Origin of the sequence: Rhodohalobacter sp. SW132 (assembly GCF_003390325.1) — a bacterium.
Lineage (GTDB): Bacteria > Bacteroidota > Rhodothermia > Balneolales > Balneolaceae > SW132.
The window spans coordinates 160,086-175,570 of the sequence record NZ_QUOK01000003.1 but is presented as its reverse complement, the minus strand read 5'-3'; the positions used below and the strand labels follow the sequence as shown (position 1 = coordinate 175,570).

Genomic DNA, 15,485 nt, shown 5'->3' with positions numbered 1-15,485 from the left:
ATATTCCGTGATTAAAAAACGCACCTGAGCGCTCTCTTTTGAAATTTTCCCCCAAACCATATTTCGACCTTGTTGGCAACAACAAGAACTACCGCCGTCTTTGGCTTGCCCAGATTATATCAAATTTTGGGGATTGGTTTGGCTTGCTGGCGATTTACGCCCTGATCCAATCCTATACAGATTCGGAACTTCTGCTCGGGTTGATCATTGTGATTAAAACGCTGAGCCTGGCGCTTTTTTCTCCTTTTGCGGGATATATCACCGACCGGATGAACCGGCGCAAACTCATGATCTGGTGCGATATTTTTCGCGGTTTTGTGGTGCTCGGATTTATTTTGATCGTATCATACGAACTGCTCTGGCTGGCCTACCTGCTGATGGCTGTTCAGATGATTTTTTCAGCAATTTTTGAGCCGGCCAAAACCTCATCCATCCCAAATGTAACCACGCCGCAGGAGCTGGTGATTGCCAATATTCTCTCTGCTGCATCCTGGAGCATTATTTTTACATCCGGAATGGCCGTCGGCGGATTTGCAACCGCATGGCTGGGAACGGACGCCGTTTTTGTAATCAATTTTTTCACATACCTGCTGTCGGCCGTGTTTATTTACCGTGCCGTAATCCCGCAGGAGGTGATGAGCGACAAGGAGAAAAAACGAACCAGGAATCCGCTCACAGGCATCAAAGAAGGGTTTCAGTTTTTGATAGATCACCCCGAAGTTATGCGTCCAACGATGGCAAAGGGGATGTTTACAAGCTGTATCGGTGCGCTGGTCTATTTGTTGATTTTAGTGGCGGAAGATATTCTGCTGATGGGCAGCGTCGGCCTGGGAATCTTGTATGCGGCGCGAGGAGTGGGCACCGGGATTGGTCCTGTAATCGGTCGGCGAATATTCAACAAGGAGTCCACATGGATTAAAGCGATGGGTTTCTGCATGGTTTTTGGCGGTTTGATGTATACGCTTGTAAGCATTTCAGAGGCGCTGTATCTGATTACAATATTGGTGATGCTTGCACACGCCGCCTCCGGTTCAAACTGGGTGATGAGCACCGTTCTTCTTCAGAGACGCGCACCGGATACATTCCGGGGACGCGTGTTCAGCACCGAATGGCTTCTGTTTACCCTTGCACAGTCGGTATCGGTCACCATTGCGGCTCTTCTGCTGGAGTTCAACCTGCTTACCATTCGTGAGACGATATTCTTATTCTCCATTATGCTGAGTATGGTTGGGGTTTTCTGGCTGATGAAAATTGTGCCGGCAGAAGAAGCATCCCAGTCTGATACAGATCCCGAACCCGTTCAGGCTGCATATCAGCAAAAGAAATTTTGAACTATATACCATCCGCCCGGCACAATGAAGGATCAATCCGGTCGTTCAAGTTTCTTCTGCGTTAACGGTTTTAATGGTTATCTTTCACACGTTTTTCAAGTACGTAAGCAAGTAAACACACAATATGATCTGGGACAACAGCACATACCTCTGGCTTTTATTTCTGATCCCGCTTTTCTGGGGAGTTTTCTGGTGGGTTCGGGTGGTTCGCAACAAAAAACGCCAGGAACTTTTTGATGACCGGCTTCTATCATTGCTCCGGCTGAATTTTTGGCGCACCGGAGAGAGAGTCCGGTTTTTCAGTTTTCTGATCGCGATGTTTTTTTTCATCGTGGCGCTTGCCGGTCCGAAAATCGGCACCGAAATTCGCGAAGTGGAGCGCTCGGGCGTGAATATGCTTATCGCACTCGATCTTTCCCGAAGTATGAATGCGGAGGATATCTCTCCAAGTCGGCTCGAAAAAGCGAAGTTTGAGATCAACAGACTGGTCGACCGGCTGGAGGGTGACAGGGTAGGACTGCTCGTTTTTACCGGCGAAGCTTTTGTACAAAGCCCGATGACGCTTGACTACTCCGCGCTTCGTCTCTATCTCGATATCGCTCAAACCGATCAAATGCCATCTTCCACCACCAATTTTCATGCAGCGATGGTAAAGGCTGAAGAAACCTTTCAGTCGATCGAAGAGAACAGTGATGCTGCTGATGTTCTGCTGTTTATTGCTGATGGAGAAAGTCACGGCCCCGATTACCGTTCAGCCGTAGAGCGGCTGAACCAGATGGGGGTAACCATTTTTACTGTGGGTATCGGCACGGAACAGGGCGGCAGAATTCCGATTTACGACAATGGAACCCTGCGCGGTTACCATCGTGACAGCCAGGGCCAGGAAGTGACCACGCAGCTTGGCGCAGAATCGATGCGAAATATCGCCGCACTGGGCGGGGGCAACTATTATGAGATTTCACGGGGCAGTGACACCATCGAGCCGTTCCTTTCTCGATTAAGCGAACTCGAACGCGGACAGTTTTCATCCCAGGAGTATGCCAACTACGTGAACCGCTATCAGCTGATGGTTCTGATCGGAATGGTATTTCTGTCACTTTCACTTTTCTTCCCCGATTTTACCATCAGATCAGAAAAAAATAAAGAACCTGCATTTGCATAATTTTTATGATTAAACTATTTGTAACCGATCTTGACGGATGTATTTCTCACCCTTTCAAAACACCGCACTGGGAATCGATCAACAGGCTGCGTGAGCTAAACCAGAAAAGTGCGGAGGATTCAGAAATTCCGCCGCTCACCATCTGCACCGGTCGGCCATTCCCATATGCCGAGGCTGTAGGGCAGTGGCTTGATATTCGCTATCCGTTTGTGTTTGAAAGCGCGGGACTTTACCACTGGGAGGGAAACCGCATCCAGACAGCCCTCGATGAAACGGGCGAATCCCTCGATCCGATTTACGCTGTAAAAGCGTGGCTCACCGACGAAATTCTGCCGGAGTATCCAAATGCGATTCTGGAATTCACAAAAATGATGGATGCCGGGATTGTATGTCCGGATGAATCTGTGATTAACAAAATTCATGAACGTGCGCTAAAATACATCCCTGAAAACTTTGAAGGTCTGGAGATTCACACAACCGAGATCTCCATTAACATCTTAATGCCCGGTAACAACAAACTCAGAGGGCTGCAGCTGCTTGGCGAACATCTGAATATTTCACTTGACCAGATGGCCTATATCGGGGATACCGGCGGTGATGCGGTAGCGCTGAAAGAAGTGAAAATGCCATTTGCGCCAAGCAATGCACGAAAAGTTGCCAAAGATGTGGCCAAAGTCACGGTTGGAGAAACCACACAGGGAGTCCTCGAAGCGTATGAAGAGGTGATTGAATACAACCGTAGTGTGGGTTGATGTACAAGACATGGTATTTCTCGTGGCTTGGTATCTGGTATGAGCTGGGAAGTTATTCTGGTTCTATCACCAAGAACGGGGATGATCGAACAGAAATACCATGTCTAAGTGGCAAGGAATAGAGTGTGGAGGAGACATGGTATTTCTCAAGGCTCGGAATCCTGCATGAGCTTGCAAGGTAGTTGATATTCTATCGCCAAGAACGGGGATGATCAAACAGAAATACCATGTCTGAGGGGCAAGTAACCGGGCGTGGAGGAGACATGGTATTTCTCGTGGCTCGGAACCCTGCACAGGCTGGTAGGTTGTTGATGTTTTTTGCCAAGAAAGGGGATGATCGAACAGAAATACCATGTCTGGTGGCAAGGAATTGGGCGTGGAGGAGACATGGTATTTCTCAAGGCTCGGAATCCTGCATGAGCTTGCAAGCTAGTTGATATTCTATCGCCAAGACGTGGATGATCGAACAGAAATACCATGTCTGAGGGCAAGGAACCGGGCGTGGAGGAGGCATGGTATTTCTCAAGGCTCGGAACCCTGCATAGGCTGGCAGGTACTTGATGTTCTATCGCCAAGAACGGGGAGGGTCGAACAGAAATACCATGTCTGGGGATTTATATTATTCAAGGAATAGATGACTGAAACGCTCCAAATCAAGCACTTGATTTTCCTCATGAAATTGTAAGAAATGCTTTTTCCCATCAAACCACTCGTAGAGTTCCTGTCTTTTGAGTTCAGTGTATTTGTTAGATACTAATGCTTTGAAAGAGCTCCATTTATATGTTTTAAAATCTTTTGTGATTCCGTGGTGCAATGGATTTCTATGAATATAATAAACGATCCAAATTAACTGCTCCATATGGTCAATCTTCACCCGCTTTAAGTGTTTATTGAAAAGTGAACCACTTCTTTCTTGCTGTTTATTTATGGATTTTGAATAGGAAATCAGAAATCTTCTGAATTTTTCTGAAATTAAATTTGGCGACGAGGTTGGAGCAACCCGAATCAAAAAGTGGAAATGATTGGGTATCAAGCAGTATGTGTAGACGTGAGCAGAGTCAGATAAATATTGACTAAATTTTTGAAGAAAAAATCTATAGTTGTCTTCACCGTAAAAGAGTTTTTCCTTTCCTACGGCTTTGTTGTAAACATGGTAGATCTCATTTGCTTCAAATGGGAAGTTGTAGAGTAGACTCATTCGAAAAATATAGTAAAAAATTCTAAACAAGTAACCGGGCGTGAAGGAGACATGGTATTTCTCGTGATTCGGAATCTTGCACAGGCTGGCAGGTTGTTGATATTCTTTTACCAAGAACGGGGATGATTGAACAGAAATACCATGTCTGGTGGCAAGGAACCGGGCGTGGAAGAGACATGGTATTTCTCAAGGCTCGGAACCTTACATGAGCTGAGTGGTTGTGGATGTTCTATTACCAATATCGGGGATGGTCGAACAGAAATACCATGTCTGGTGGCAAGGATTTGGGTGTGGAAGAGACATGGTATTTCTCAAGACTCGGAATCCTTCATGAGCTGGCAGGTAGTTGATGTTCTATCGCTAAGAACAGGGATGATCGAACAGAAATACCATGTCTGAGGGCAAGGAACCGGGCGTGGAGGAGACATGGTATTTCTCAAGACTCGGAACCCTTCATGAGCTGGCAAGGTAGTTGATGTTCTATCGCTAAGAACAGGGATGAGTGAACAGAAATACCATGTCTGAGGGGCAAGGAACCGGGCGTGGAGGAGACATGGTATTTCTCAAGACTTGGAACCCTGCATATACTGGCAGGTTGTTGATGTTCTATCGCCAAGAACAGGGATGAGTGAACAGAAATACCATGTCTGAGGGGCAAGTAACCGGGCGTGGAGGAGACATGGTATTTCTCAAGACTCGGAACCCTGCATATGCTGGCAGGTAGTTGATGTTCTATCACCAAGAACGCGGATGATGGAACAGAAATACCATGTCTGAGTGTCTTTCACCTCAAAAACCGGCCACACCCGGAGTGGGTCTCTTCGCCGAGTGTGATTGTAACGGTATGTGAAAAGCGGAATCCGCTCATCGTGTCCTTGCAAAATTTCTCCTCAACGATTGATTCCAGGATCAACCCGCTGCTCAATTCTGCGGTCAGTTCAAACCCTTCTTCATTGTTTTCTTTTTGAATCGATCGGGAGATTTGTTCTTCACCGGGGGCAGCATATTCCAGTGTATTGTTCTCCAGGATTCGGTATGACCAAAACGGTTCATTTCCGTTGGCCACAAAGGTAACACCTTCTGTACGAAGTTCACGATGCAGGTTCAGAATAGACCGAAATTCATCATTTTTCTGCAGTTCATAGTGATCTTCAAGTTCACCGGTAATGGTCTCTCCCTCACTGTCGAGCAATTTGAGGGTTTCATCAGCATACAGAAACTGTTTTATATCATCTGAGTGATCGAAGTGGAGGGTCAGGCTGTCTTCGGCGGCGGACCAGCGTCCGGTGTAGACAAAATCGCCCGGGTCCCGATCAAGATACCGGCTGAATTCTGTAAAGGATTGGTTCTCTTCAAGGCGGAGCTCATAGCTGATCCCGGGACAACTTGCACAGGGCAGTGTTCCGGTAAACGAAACCGGAAGTTCCGGAGAAAACGGTTCCGCGGCCTCCGAAGATTGGTTCTGAGTCGAGTAGTTCAGCGCAAAATTCACCCGGATCACAATAAAGATTATGAGAAAGGCGACAATAATCAGGCCTGTTTTTTTGCTCATGAAACCATCTATTTCAGATTTTCAGTTTTCTTGAGGGACTCTTCCGCCATCAAAGCGTGATACTCCTCCAGTTTACCGGCCAGCTCTTCACTTTCAATACTGAGGATTCTCGCGGCAAGCAGCCCGGCATTTTTCGCTTTGCCGATGGCCACAGTCGCTACAGGGACTCCGTTCGGCATCTGAACAATTGAATAGAGGCTGTCGACTCCGCCAAGCGCGGTTGTCTTGACAGGAACGCCAATCACCGGCAGGGTAGTATATGCCGCCAGCATTCCGGGCAGATGAGCCGCTCCTCCGGCACCAGCAATCACAACTTTTAACCCTTTCGACCGGGCTTCTTTCCCGTATCCGGCCATTAAATCGGGTGTGCGGTGGGCTGAAACCACTTTTTTCTCAAATGGAATGTCGAAAAGTTCAAGAATTTCAGCGGCTTCTTTCATGGTGGGCCAGTCGCTGTCGCTGCCCATTACCAGTCCTACAATTGGTTTTGACATGTTTATGCAGATTGATTGAGTGTTTTTCTATTGATTCAATAACGTGAATTCATCAGGTCAGGTTTAAATTCTGATATTCAGCGTCGCTTTAATCGCCCGGTCGTAAATCTCCTCCATTGAATCTCCGAGCAGGGTGTAGTGTGCCATTTTTCGTCCCGGTTTGCTGCCGGTTTTACCGTATATGTGGAGGTGTCCGTTCGCCTGATTGAGTGCATCATCAGCAAAATCCACGCGCGCAGTTCGTTTATCAGTGCCGAGAAGATTGATCATTACGGATGCGTCATGAGTCAGTTCGGATGAGCCGAGCGGGAGTCCGGTTACTGCACGTATATGATTTTCGAATTGTGATGTGATGCATCCTTCGATGGTGTAATGTCCGGAGTTGTGGGGACGGGGCGCGGTTTCGTTGAGCAGAACCTGACCGTCGGTAGTCAGGAAAAATTCAAAGGCAAAAATTCCCCTTCCGTCAATCGCTTCGGCGGCTTTACGGGCCAAACGCTGAGCCTCTTCTGCCAGCACCGGGTCGATATCTGCCGGAGATTTTACCGCCACGCAGATATGATCTTGCTGCACGGTTTCCACGCAGGGATAGACCACGGTTTCGCTTCCATTCCGCGCTACCTGAACCGCCAGTTCGTGGGTGAAATCCACAAAGGATTCCGCCAGGATATCGCGGCCATCATCTCCACCCAGCTCACTGAATGCAGCGGACGTTTCACCCGGATGTTTCACCGTGCGGTTTCCGTAACCGTCATACCCGCCCTTGGATGATTTTAACATCACCGGCCACCCAAACTCATCGGCAAAGGCTTCAATCTCTTCCGGGGCTTGAACAATCCGGCTTGGAGTTACGGGAATGCCGGCATCACTGAACGTCAGTTTTTCAATCTCTTTATTTTCAATCATTTCAAATGATTCGGGAGAAGGGTAGATCGGCGTTCCGGTTCGTTCACGAAGTTCAAACAGAATGGAAGAGTCGATGAATTCATTTTCAAGAGTGATCACATCACAAGCGCGGGCAAATTCGATCATGCTCTCAACATCATCAAATGAACCGTTGTATGCATGAGGTGTGACAAATTCCACGGGCTCCTGCTCACTGCGATCGGAAAATACAGCCACCTGCATTCCAAATCGAAAGGCTTGCAGGGCCGACATTCGCGCAAGCTGTCCCGCTCCAAGAAATCCTATGGTAAATCCCGCTTCTAAACTGTTTTTTTGCATATCTGAAAATAATCAATAAAAGAACTGACCGGGCACAATCGGTAGTAAAACTGCCCGGACATTTTAAAATTTCTGTTATAAATCCGGCCTGAAAGGTACAAAACTCTGATTCAATTTTGATCTGCGATTCGGTTCATTTCCACGCAAAAAATTCAATATCTTTATGTCTGTCAATTTTTACAGAATACCCCTATGGATTTAGAAGCAAAACTCGAACAGATACGTGAGCGGTACGATGAGATCAACCAGGCGATGGCCGATCCGGCGATCTATGACCGCCCGAAAGAGTATACCGAGCTTACCAAAGAGCACACCCAGCTGAAAGAGCTTGTAGAAGATTTCGACCGGTGGAAAGAGATTCAGCACCAGATTGAGGGGAATGCCGAGCTGATGGAGATTGATGAAGATGCCGAAATTACCGAGATGGCTCGTTTGGAATCCGGTGAACTGAAAGAGGAGCTGGAACAGCTTGAGAAGGATATCAAGTATAAACTGATTCCCAAAGATCCCGATGATTCCAAAAATTGTATCATTGAGATACGCTCGGGAACAGGCGGGGATGAAGCCGCAATTTTTGCCGGTGACCTGTTTGATATGTATCGCCGGTACGCCGATTCTGAAAAATGGAAAATGAGTGTTCTTTCGGTCCAGGAAGGAGATATGGGCGGATTTAAAGAAATAGTGTTTGAACTCTCCGGCAGTGAAGTGTTTGGCAAGATGAAGTACGAGAGCGGAGTTCACCGCGTGCAGCGGGTTCCCGATACCGAATCGCAGGGACGCGTTCACACATCGGCGGCAACGGTTGCTGTTCTTCCCGAAGTGGAAGAAGTGGAAGAGGTGAACCTCGATATGGGCGATATCCGTGTGGATACGTTTCGCTCGAGCGGGGCCGGAGGTCAGCACGTAAACAAAACCGACTCCGCAATCCGGCTGACCCATGAACCGACCGGCATTGTGGTAGAGTGCCAGCAGGAGCGGTCGCAGCATCAGAATAAAGATAAAGCCCTGACCATGCTGCGCTCAAAAATTTACGAAATTGAACAGGAAAAACTGCGGGCTGAACGCGCCGCTGAAAGAAAAAGCCAGGTATCCACGGGTGACAGAAGTGCGAAAATCCGCACATACAATTTCCCACAGGGCAGGTTAACCGACCACCGAATTAATTTAACACTATATAATCTCGACGATATCATGAAAGGTGATATCGCAGAAGTTATCGATTCGCTCAGAGTGCAGGATAACCTGGACAAACTGAACGCAATCATGAACTAATTGTAAACGAACACGATCTGCGGGCGCCAACCGGCCGCCCGGAAATACTAAAACTAACCTAAATAAGATAACATTGAATTTTCCCAACCCTTTTTACCGATGGCGCCCACACCCCTGGCACGGACTTGAAGTCGGGGCAAATACTCCGGAAGTCGTAAACGCTTTTGTTGAGATTACCTCTTTCGATACGATTAAATACGAGGTTGACAAAAAAACCGGGTACATGCGTGTTGATCGTCCGCAGCGAAGCTCTTCACTGCCGCCATCACTCTACGGATTTATTCCCAGAACGTACTGTGGTGACCGTGTTGGAGCCCTGTCTGAGGATACCAAGCTTGGCGATGGCGATCCGCTCGATATTTGTGTGCTGAGTGAGCGGCCGATTGACCGTTCGGAAGTGATCCTGGAAGCCCGTGTGGTTGGCGGACTTCATATGATTGACGAAGGTGAAGCCGATGATAAAATTATCTCTGTTCTGAGCAACGATCAGTATTATAAGGATGTAAATAATATCACCGATATCCCGGAAGTGCTGATTGAGCGTCTGCGTCACTATTTTGCCACTTACAAGATGATTCCGGGCAAAAAAGTGGATGTCTCCGTTGAAAAGGTGTATGGCCGCGAAGAAGCGTTTAAGGTCATTGAAGCCTCGATGGAAGATTACGACGAAATGTTTGGAAACTAAAGGACAGACAATTTCATGAAGTATATTGGAGCACATGTGAGTGCGGCCGGTGGTGTTGAAAATGCACCGGTTCGCGCTCACGAAATTGGCGCAACCGGTTTTGCACTCTTCACAAAAAATCAGCGTCAGTGGAAATCTAAGCCGCTTACCGAAGAAAATATCACACTGTTTAAAGAACGGTGCAGCGAATATGGCTACACCATGGATGCCATCATTCCGCACGACAGCTACCTGATCAACCTGGGACATCCCGAAAAACCGAAGCTGCAAAAATCGAGAGATGCTTTTCTCGTGGAGATGCAGCGGTGTGAAGAGCTGGGAATTAAACTGCTCAATTTTCATCCCGGAAGCCATCTGAATAAAATCACCGAAAAAGATTGCCTGGCACGAAATGCCGAGTCGATCAACATCGCGCTGGATCAGACGGAGTATGTGAAGGCTGCCATCGAAAATACGGCAGGTCAGGGTACCAATATGGGATTCAGGTTTGAACACCTGGCCGAAATGATTGAGCAGGTGGATCAAAAAGATCGTGTTGGTGTTTGTATCGATACGGCTCATGCGTTCGCCGGCGGATATGATATCTCAACGGCAGAGGGCTTTGAAGATACCATTCAGCAGTTCAGCGATATAGTCGGGCTGAAATACCTTCTAGCAATGCATCTGAACGACTCCAAAAAAGCGTGCGGCACTCAGGTTGACCGCCACGACAGTCTGGGAGACGGACATATCGGGTGGACGCCGTTTGAGCTGATTATGAAAGATGAACGGTTTGATGGAATTCCGCTCATTCTCGAAACGCCTAACCCCGACCGCTGGCCCGAAGAGATCGCAAAACTTAAAGAGCTGGCTGTGTGATTGGTTAAACCAGTGGGATGAAAGGTTAAAGCTATCAAAGTGATATATTCCGATGCCGGGGAATTCAACCCGCTATCGGGGTTGAGGTTTAGGCGCAGCGTTCAATTCCCCCAGCTACGCTGAGGGCTATTCACGTTGCACTCCTTCGGAGTGGTATCGTTCGTTTTAAAATTAGGAGTAGATGAACTTAGTTGTTCATACAAGATCTGATCGGCTGGTCACATGGTTTTGAATAAGTACATGGCTTTGAATTAGAGATAGAGGCGCAGGAACTCGTCCGATGAAAAAACCAACGCTCTGGAGATATGGTATTTCTCATGCCACCCAATCCAATTTCACTCATCAGCCGGAAGCATCAGCAGCGGAACGGAGGCCATCTGAGCGACTGTACGGACGGTGCTGTTGGAGAGCAGCCATTCCAGGAATTTTTTGCGGTAGCGGGTCATCACTAAAAGTGTATGTTTATCATCCCCGATCAGTTCGGTGATTCCCTCCATGAATGACGGTGCATTGTGAATCGTCAGCGAAGCTTCCGGGTTTTTGGTGATCTTCTGCAGTTTCTGGTTGAATGACTCTACTTTACCAGGATTCGTTTTGGTGTCAGGTTCCGAAATATGCACAACCTCCAGTGAAACACCGATATCAATACTAAACTCCCGCATCTTTTTGATGTGGGCGATATCTTTTTTCCGAAGGCCGGTTGCAAAAAGGAGCCTGCGCGGCTGCCGGTAATCGATTCGCTTCGCTATGGCCAGAACTGGTATGGAGCTCGTCATGAGCAGATTATTGGTGATGCTACCGTATAGAACTTTTTTGAGATCCGCATCACCTCCAAGCCCGATTACTACAAGATTGTGATCATATTCGCGGGCAACCGACCGCGTGGTGGAGATCACCTTACCAACGCGAACCAGCCCTTTCATCTGCACAATTCGAAATTCATCAACCGAATGCAGTTCTTCAATCATCGACGTCAGCCGCTTCTCGTTCTGCTCCTTTTTTTCCTTCAAAATTTCATCCACACGTGACGGAAAATCGTACGGCTCTTCGATGATATTCAGAAAATGGACTTCCGCTCCCGTATTACTGGCAATTTCACACGCATACCGGATGGCATTTTCCGACTTTCGGGAAAAATCGGTCGGCACTAAAATGGAGGTTACAAATGACAAGCTTCAGACAAATTTAAAGTTAAATGATGCTCCGTGCAGCAGCCTATTCGGTTTGATAAATTTAGCAGTCCAAAATAAAATACAGGATTCCGACCCTACAGTCCATTGTATTGCAGACAGAAAAAGGCGGGATCAGATTTTTCAGGCTTGGCATGGAGTTGTATCTTTAATATCAACCTGAGTTCTTAAATAATGACATTAAAAGTCCCCCTTTGTAGAGGCTGTGAGAAAATTCACAATCAAATATATGAACCATTTATTTTTACCACTAAGGCACAAAGTCACGAAGATACACGAAGTTTAATAGAATCAAACAAATCCACTTCGTGAATCTTCGAGCCCTCGTGGCTTCGTGGTGAATTTTATAATTCTCAATAAGTATTGATACGTTATTTTCTCACATCCTTTCAAAAGGGCCCTGAAGGGATCCCTTTGGGAAAATCTTCCCTTTTTAGGGGAGACTGGATACCAAATAAATGAAATATATTATTAATCGAACTCAGGTTATCAAGACTAAAACGTCAGAATCACGATTATAAATGTAAGGAATGGCTAAGAAAAAACTTTATCTCCTCGACGGCATGGCACTTGCGTACCGTGCCCATTTTGCATTCATCAAAAGCCGGCTGAAGAACTCAGAAGGGATTGCTACCGGCCCGATTCTCGGGTTTGCAAACACGCTTGTGAAACTATTGGAAGAGGAGAAACCGACCCACATTGCTGTAGCCTGGGACACGCACGCACCGACATTCCGCCATGAAAAAGATGAAGAGTATAAAGCGAACCGCCCACCGCAACCCGAAGAACTGAAGGTTGGAATTCCGCTCATCAAAGAGATGATTGAAAATTTTGGAATTAAGAATATCGAAAAAGATGGCTATGAGGCGGATGATGTGATCGGTACGATTGCCTACGACGCCCACGAAGATGATGTGGAAGCATACCTCGTTACGCCGGATAAAGATTTCATGCAGCTTGTTCGCGATCATGTGGTGATGGTGAAGCCCGATAACAAAAACGGGGGCTTTAATATCATCGACCCGGAAGGAGTGAAAAAATACTTTGGAGTGTATCCCGATAAAGTGATTGATGTGCTGGCGATGATCGGCGATACATCAGATAACATACCCGGCGTTCCCGGAATCGGGAAGAAAGGAGCACCTAAGCTGGTAAACAAATACGGATCGCTCGAGAAAGCGATAGAAGCCGCGCCCGGAATGAAAGCGAAACGCGCCCGGGAGGGTCTCACGGAGTTCAAAGAGCAGGCGCTTCACGCCAAAATGATGGTGACTATAAAAACCGACGTGCCTGACGTACAAGACTGGGAAACCCTGGGATGGAGCGGGCCCGACAAGAAAAGCCTGGGACTCTTTTTTAAGCGGATGGAATTTCGCACGCTCACGCAAAAATACCTGGGCGAAGAACCGGGAGGGCAGGGGCTGCTCTTTTCTGATGAAAATGGGGGAGAAGCTCCAAAAAACCTGGATGATGTAGAAACCAACTACAAAACGGCCGTCACCCAAGATGAAATTCTGAAGGCAGTTGCGGAGCTGAAAAACGCGAAAGAGCTCTGTTTTGATACGGAAACCGATAGCACAGATCCCATCACCGCAAACCTGGTGGGAATTTCCCTCTGTGCGAAACAGGGAGTTGCCTACTACATCCCGGTGAATGTTGAAGGAGCCCCCGATGCAGAATCTGTGCTGGATCTGTTGAAGCCTCTTCTGGGCAGCGAAGAAAATCTGAAAATTGCCCACAACTATAAATATGATTACCTGGTGCTTCGAAGAGCCGGCTTGAAGCTGAAAGGCCCGGTTTTTGATACGATGGTCGCAGCCTACCTGATCGATGGAACCCAAAAACTGAGTATGGATGCTCTGGCAAAATCACACCTCCATTATGAGCCGGTTTCCATTGAAAAAGTGATCGGGAAGAAAGGAAAGTCCCAAAAATCGATGGATCAGATTCCATACGATCAGGTGTCGGACTACGCCTGTGAAGATGCCGATGTTACACTTCAGCTTTTCAAGAAATTCAGTGAAAAACTGGAAGAAGATGAGCTGATGGAGATCGCAGAAGAAATTGAATTTCCGTTGATCCGTGTGCTGGGAGAGATGGAGCGTCACGGTGTGAGTATCGATGTGGAGATGCTGAACGGGTTTTCTGAGGATCTCACTAAGGATCTTGAGGCTCTCGAGAAAAAAATATTTGAAGAGACCGGTGAAGAGTTTAACCTCAATTCGCCCAAACAGTTAGGAGAGGTTCTGTTTGATAAACTGGGCCTTCCGGCGGGTAAAAAAACGAAAACGGGTCAGTATTCAACCAACGAGAGCGTGCTCACCAAACTTGCGGCTGAGTACGAAGTGCCTTCGATGGTTCTGGACTACAGGAGCCTGAGTAAGCTGCTCTCTACCTATGTGGACTCCCTACCGAAGCTGGTGAATCCCGAAACGGGGAGAATTCATACTGAACTCAACCAGACTGTAGCGGCAACCGGACGCCTTTCATCCTCCAATCCGAATCTCCAGAATATTCCGATCCGAACCGAACGCGGACGCGAAATCAGGAAAGCATTTGTACCCGCTGACGGATTTAAAATGCTTGCGGCGGACTATTCGCAGGTGGAGCTCCGAGTGATTGCCTCGATCTCGCAGGATGAAAATATGATGCAGGCGTTTAAGAACGGCGAAGATATTCACGCAAGAACTGCCAAAGAGATTTTCGGGCTCGATTCTCTTGATGATGTGGACCCGAATCAGCGGCGAAAAGCCAAAGAGGTGAACTTTGGAATTCCATACGGTGTGAGCGCATACGGACTGGCGAGCCGGCTTGGAATCAGCAATAGCGAAGGAAAGGAGATGATCGATCAATATTTTGAGCGTTTTCCCGGTATTCAAAACTATATCGATGAAACGGTGAAGCAGGCGAAAGAGGATGGATATGTGACCACGCTGATGGGCCGTCGGCGCTACATTCCCGATATCAATTCACGAAACTGGAACGTGAGGGGATTTGCCGAACGTACGGCCATCAACATGCCGATCCAGGGAACGGCGGCGGATATCATCAAACTTGCGATGATAAAGATTCAGGACTACCTGCAGGAAAATGCCTTTACATCAAAAATGCTGCTGCAGGTTCATGATGAACTTATTTTCGAAATTGCACATGACGAACAGGATACCCTGCCCGAAAAACTGCAGGGGCTGATGCAAAATGCATATACGCTCGATGTACCGCTGGTTGTGGAGATGGGCCTGGCTGACAACTGGCTGGATGCGCATTGATCAGGGCTGTAAAAGCCTGGTATCGTCTCATTGATGTATCGACGGGTATGTTTGCTTCAAATCTTCACCGGATGAATTCGCTTCATCCGGTGAATTGCCCGACCTGTACATTATCCATCGCTTAAGATGACAGAGTAACATGTAGCCCTATCCACTCATCCGATGACGTGAAGTCAGCGGATGAGGCAATTTCCTTAACCCGACAAATTAAAATTGACTTGACACTTCCAGCACCATCTAAAATTATAAATGAATAGTTTGGTTCTACTGGAGGCCGTCTAAAAAATACAAACCTTTTGTCCCATTAGTCCGCCGGCTGGCGGATCAAAGTGCCACGAAGTATATAAATATCAATATATTAGTATTCGTGAAAACTTCGTGTTATCGTGACTTCCCCCGGAGGGATCCCCTTGGGAGTGGTGATAGCACCTGATGGTTGTTGCCTTAAAATCTATCATTTACCTACAGATCTTTTATTGGAGATTGCAATGTTATAAT

Annotated in this window: 12 protein-coding genes; 7 read left to right on the top strand and 5 right to left on the bottom strand. The window is 47.3% G+C overall.

Going from position 1 to position 15,485, the window contains the following annotated elements; all coding sequences use genetic code 11:
- The first annotated feature begins 38 nt into the window (after window positions 1-38).
- The 3 genes from DYD21_RS07760 (at window position 39) to DYD21_RS07750 (ending at window position 3,245) form a co-directional block, all read left to right on the top strand.
- Window positions 39-1,331, top strand: a complete 1,293-nt coding sequence (locus DYD21_RS07760) for an MFS transporter (protein WP_116034914.1) — start codon at window positions 39-41, stop codon at window positions 1,329-1,331.
- Between the two features lie 124 nt (window positions 1,332-1,455).
- Window positions 1,456-2,493 (top strand): VWA domain-containing protein, encoded by a 1,038-nt coding sequence (locus DYD21_RS07755; RefSeq protein ID WP_116034911.1) that lies wholly within the window; start codon window positions 1,456-1,458, stop codon window positions 2,491-2,493.
- Window positions 2,494-2,498: 5 nt separating this feature from the next.
- Window positions 2,499-3,245, top strand: coding sequence for an HAD family hydrolase (locus DYD21_RS07750; protein WP_116034909.1), 747 nt, complete (start codon window positions 2,499-2,501; stop codon window positions 3,243-3,245).
- Between the two features lie 619 nt (window positions 3,246-3,864).
- Here the strand turns inward: DYD21_RS07750 and DYD21_RS07740 are convergent.
- The 4 genes from DYD21_RS07740 to DYD21_RS07720 all read right to left on the bottom strand — a co-directional run bounded on the left by DYD21_RS07740 (window position 3,865) and on the right by DYD21_RS07720 (window position 7,713).
- A complete protein-coding gene (locus DYD21_RS07740; protein ID WP_147303523.1) occupies window positions 3,865-4,443 on the bottom strand; it encodes a transposase in 579 nt (192 codons plus the stop codon).
- A gap of 784 nt (window positions 4,444-5,227) precedes the next feature.
- Window positions 5,228-5,995: a copper resistance protein NlpE N-terminal domain-containing protein gene (locus DYD21_RS07730; RefSeq protein ID WP_116034901.1), complete on the bottom strand. Its 768-nt coding sequence runs from the start codon at window positions 5,993-5,995 to the stop codon at window positions 5,228-5,230.
- An 8-nt stretch (window positions 5,996-6,003) separates the two neighbouring features.
- Entirely contained in the window at window positions 6,004-6,489 is a 486-nt protein-coding gene (gene purE / locus DYD21_RS07725; protein WP_116034899.1) for a 5-(carboxyamino)imidazole ribonucleotide mutase, read from the bottom strand.
- Window positions 6,490-6,552: 63 nt separating this feature from the next.
- The gene (locus DYD21_RS07720) at window positions 6,553-7,713 is read right to left on the bottom strand and encodes a 5-(carboxyamino)imidazole ribonucleotide synthase (protein ID WP_116034896.1); all 1,161 of its coding nucleotides are present in this window, start codon (window positions 7,711-7,713) and stop codon (window positions 6,553-6,555) included.
- 192 nt (window positions 7,714-7,905) lie between these two features.
- On the opposite strand from DYD21_RS07720, the gene prfA reads away from it, so the two are divergent.
- The 3 genes from prfA to nfo all read left to right on the top strand — a co-directional run bounded on the left by prfA (window position 7,906) and on the right by nfo (window position 10,528).
- Window positions 7,906-8,985 (top strand): peptide chain release factor 1, encoded by a 1,080-nt coding sequence (prfA, locus tag DYD21_RS07715; RefSeq protein ID WP_116034894.1) that lies wholly within the window; start codon window positions 7,906-7,908, stop codon window positions 8,983-8,985.
- A 73-nt stretch (window positions 8,986-9,058) separates the two neighbouring features.
- A complete protein-coding gene (locus DYD21_RS07710; RefSeq protein ID WP_116034892.1) occupies window positions 9,059-9,670 on the top strand; it encodes an inorganic pyrophosphatase in 612 nt (203 codons plus the stop codon).
- Window positions 9,671-9,685: 15 nt separating this feature from the next.
- The gene (gene nfo, locus DYD21_RS07705; protein WP_116034890.1) at window positions 9,686-10,528 is read left to right on the top strand and encodes a deoxyribonuclease IV; all 843 of its coding nucleotides are present in this window, start codon (window positions 9,686-9,688) and stop codon (window positions 10,526-10,528) included.
- A gap of 335 nt (window positions 10,529-10,863) precedes the next feature.
- Here the strand turns inward: nfo and DYD21_RS07700 are convergent, their stop codons facing one another.
- Window positions 10,864-11,700 (bottom strand): universal stress protein, encoded by an 837-nt coding sequence (locus tag DYD21_RS07700; RefSeq protein ID WP_116034888.1) that lies wholly within the window; start codon window positions 11,698-11,700, stop codon window positions 10,864-10,866.
- Window positions 11,701-12,248: 548 nt separating this feature from the next.
- On the opposite strand from DYD21_RS07700, the gene polA reads away from it, so the two are divergent.
- A complete protein-coding gene (gene polA, locus DYD21_RS07695; RefSeq protein WP_116034886.1) occupies window positions 12,249-14,987 on the top strand; it encodes a DNA polymerase I in 2,739 nt (912 codons plus the stop codon).
- Window positions 14,988-15,485: the final 498 nt, after the last annotated feature.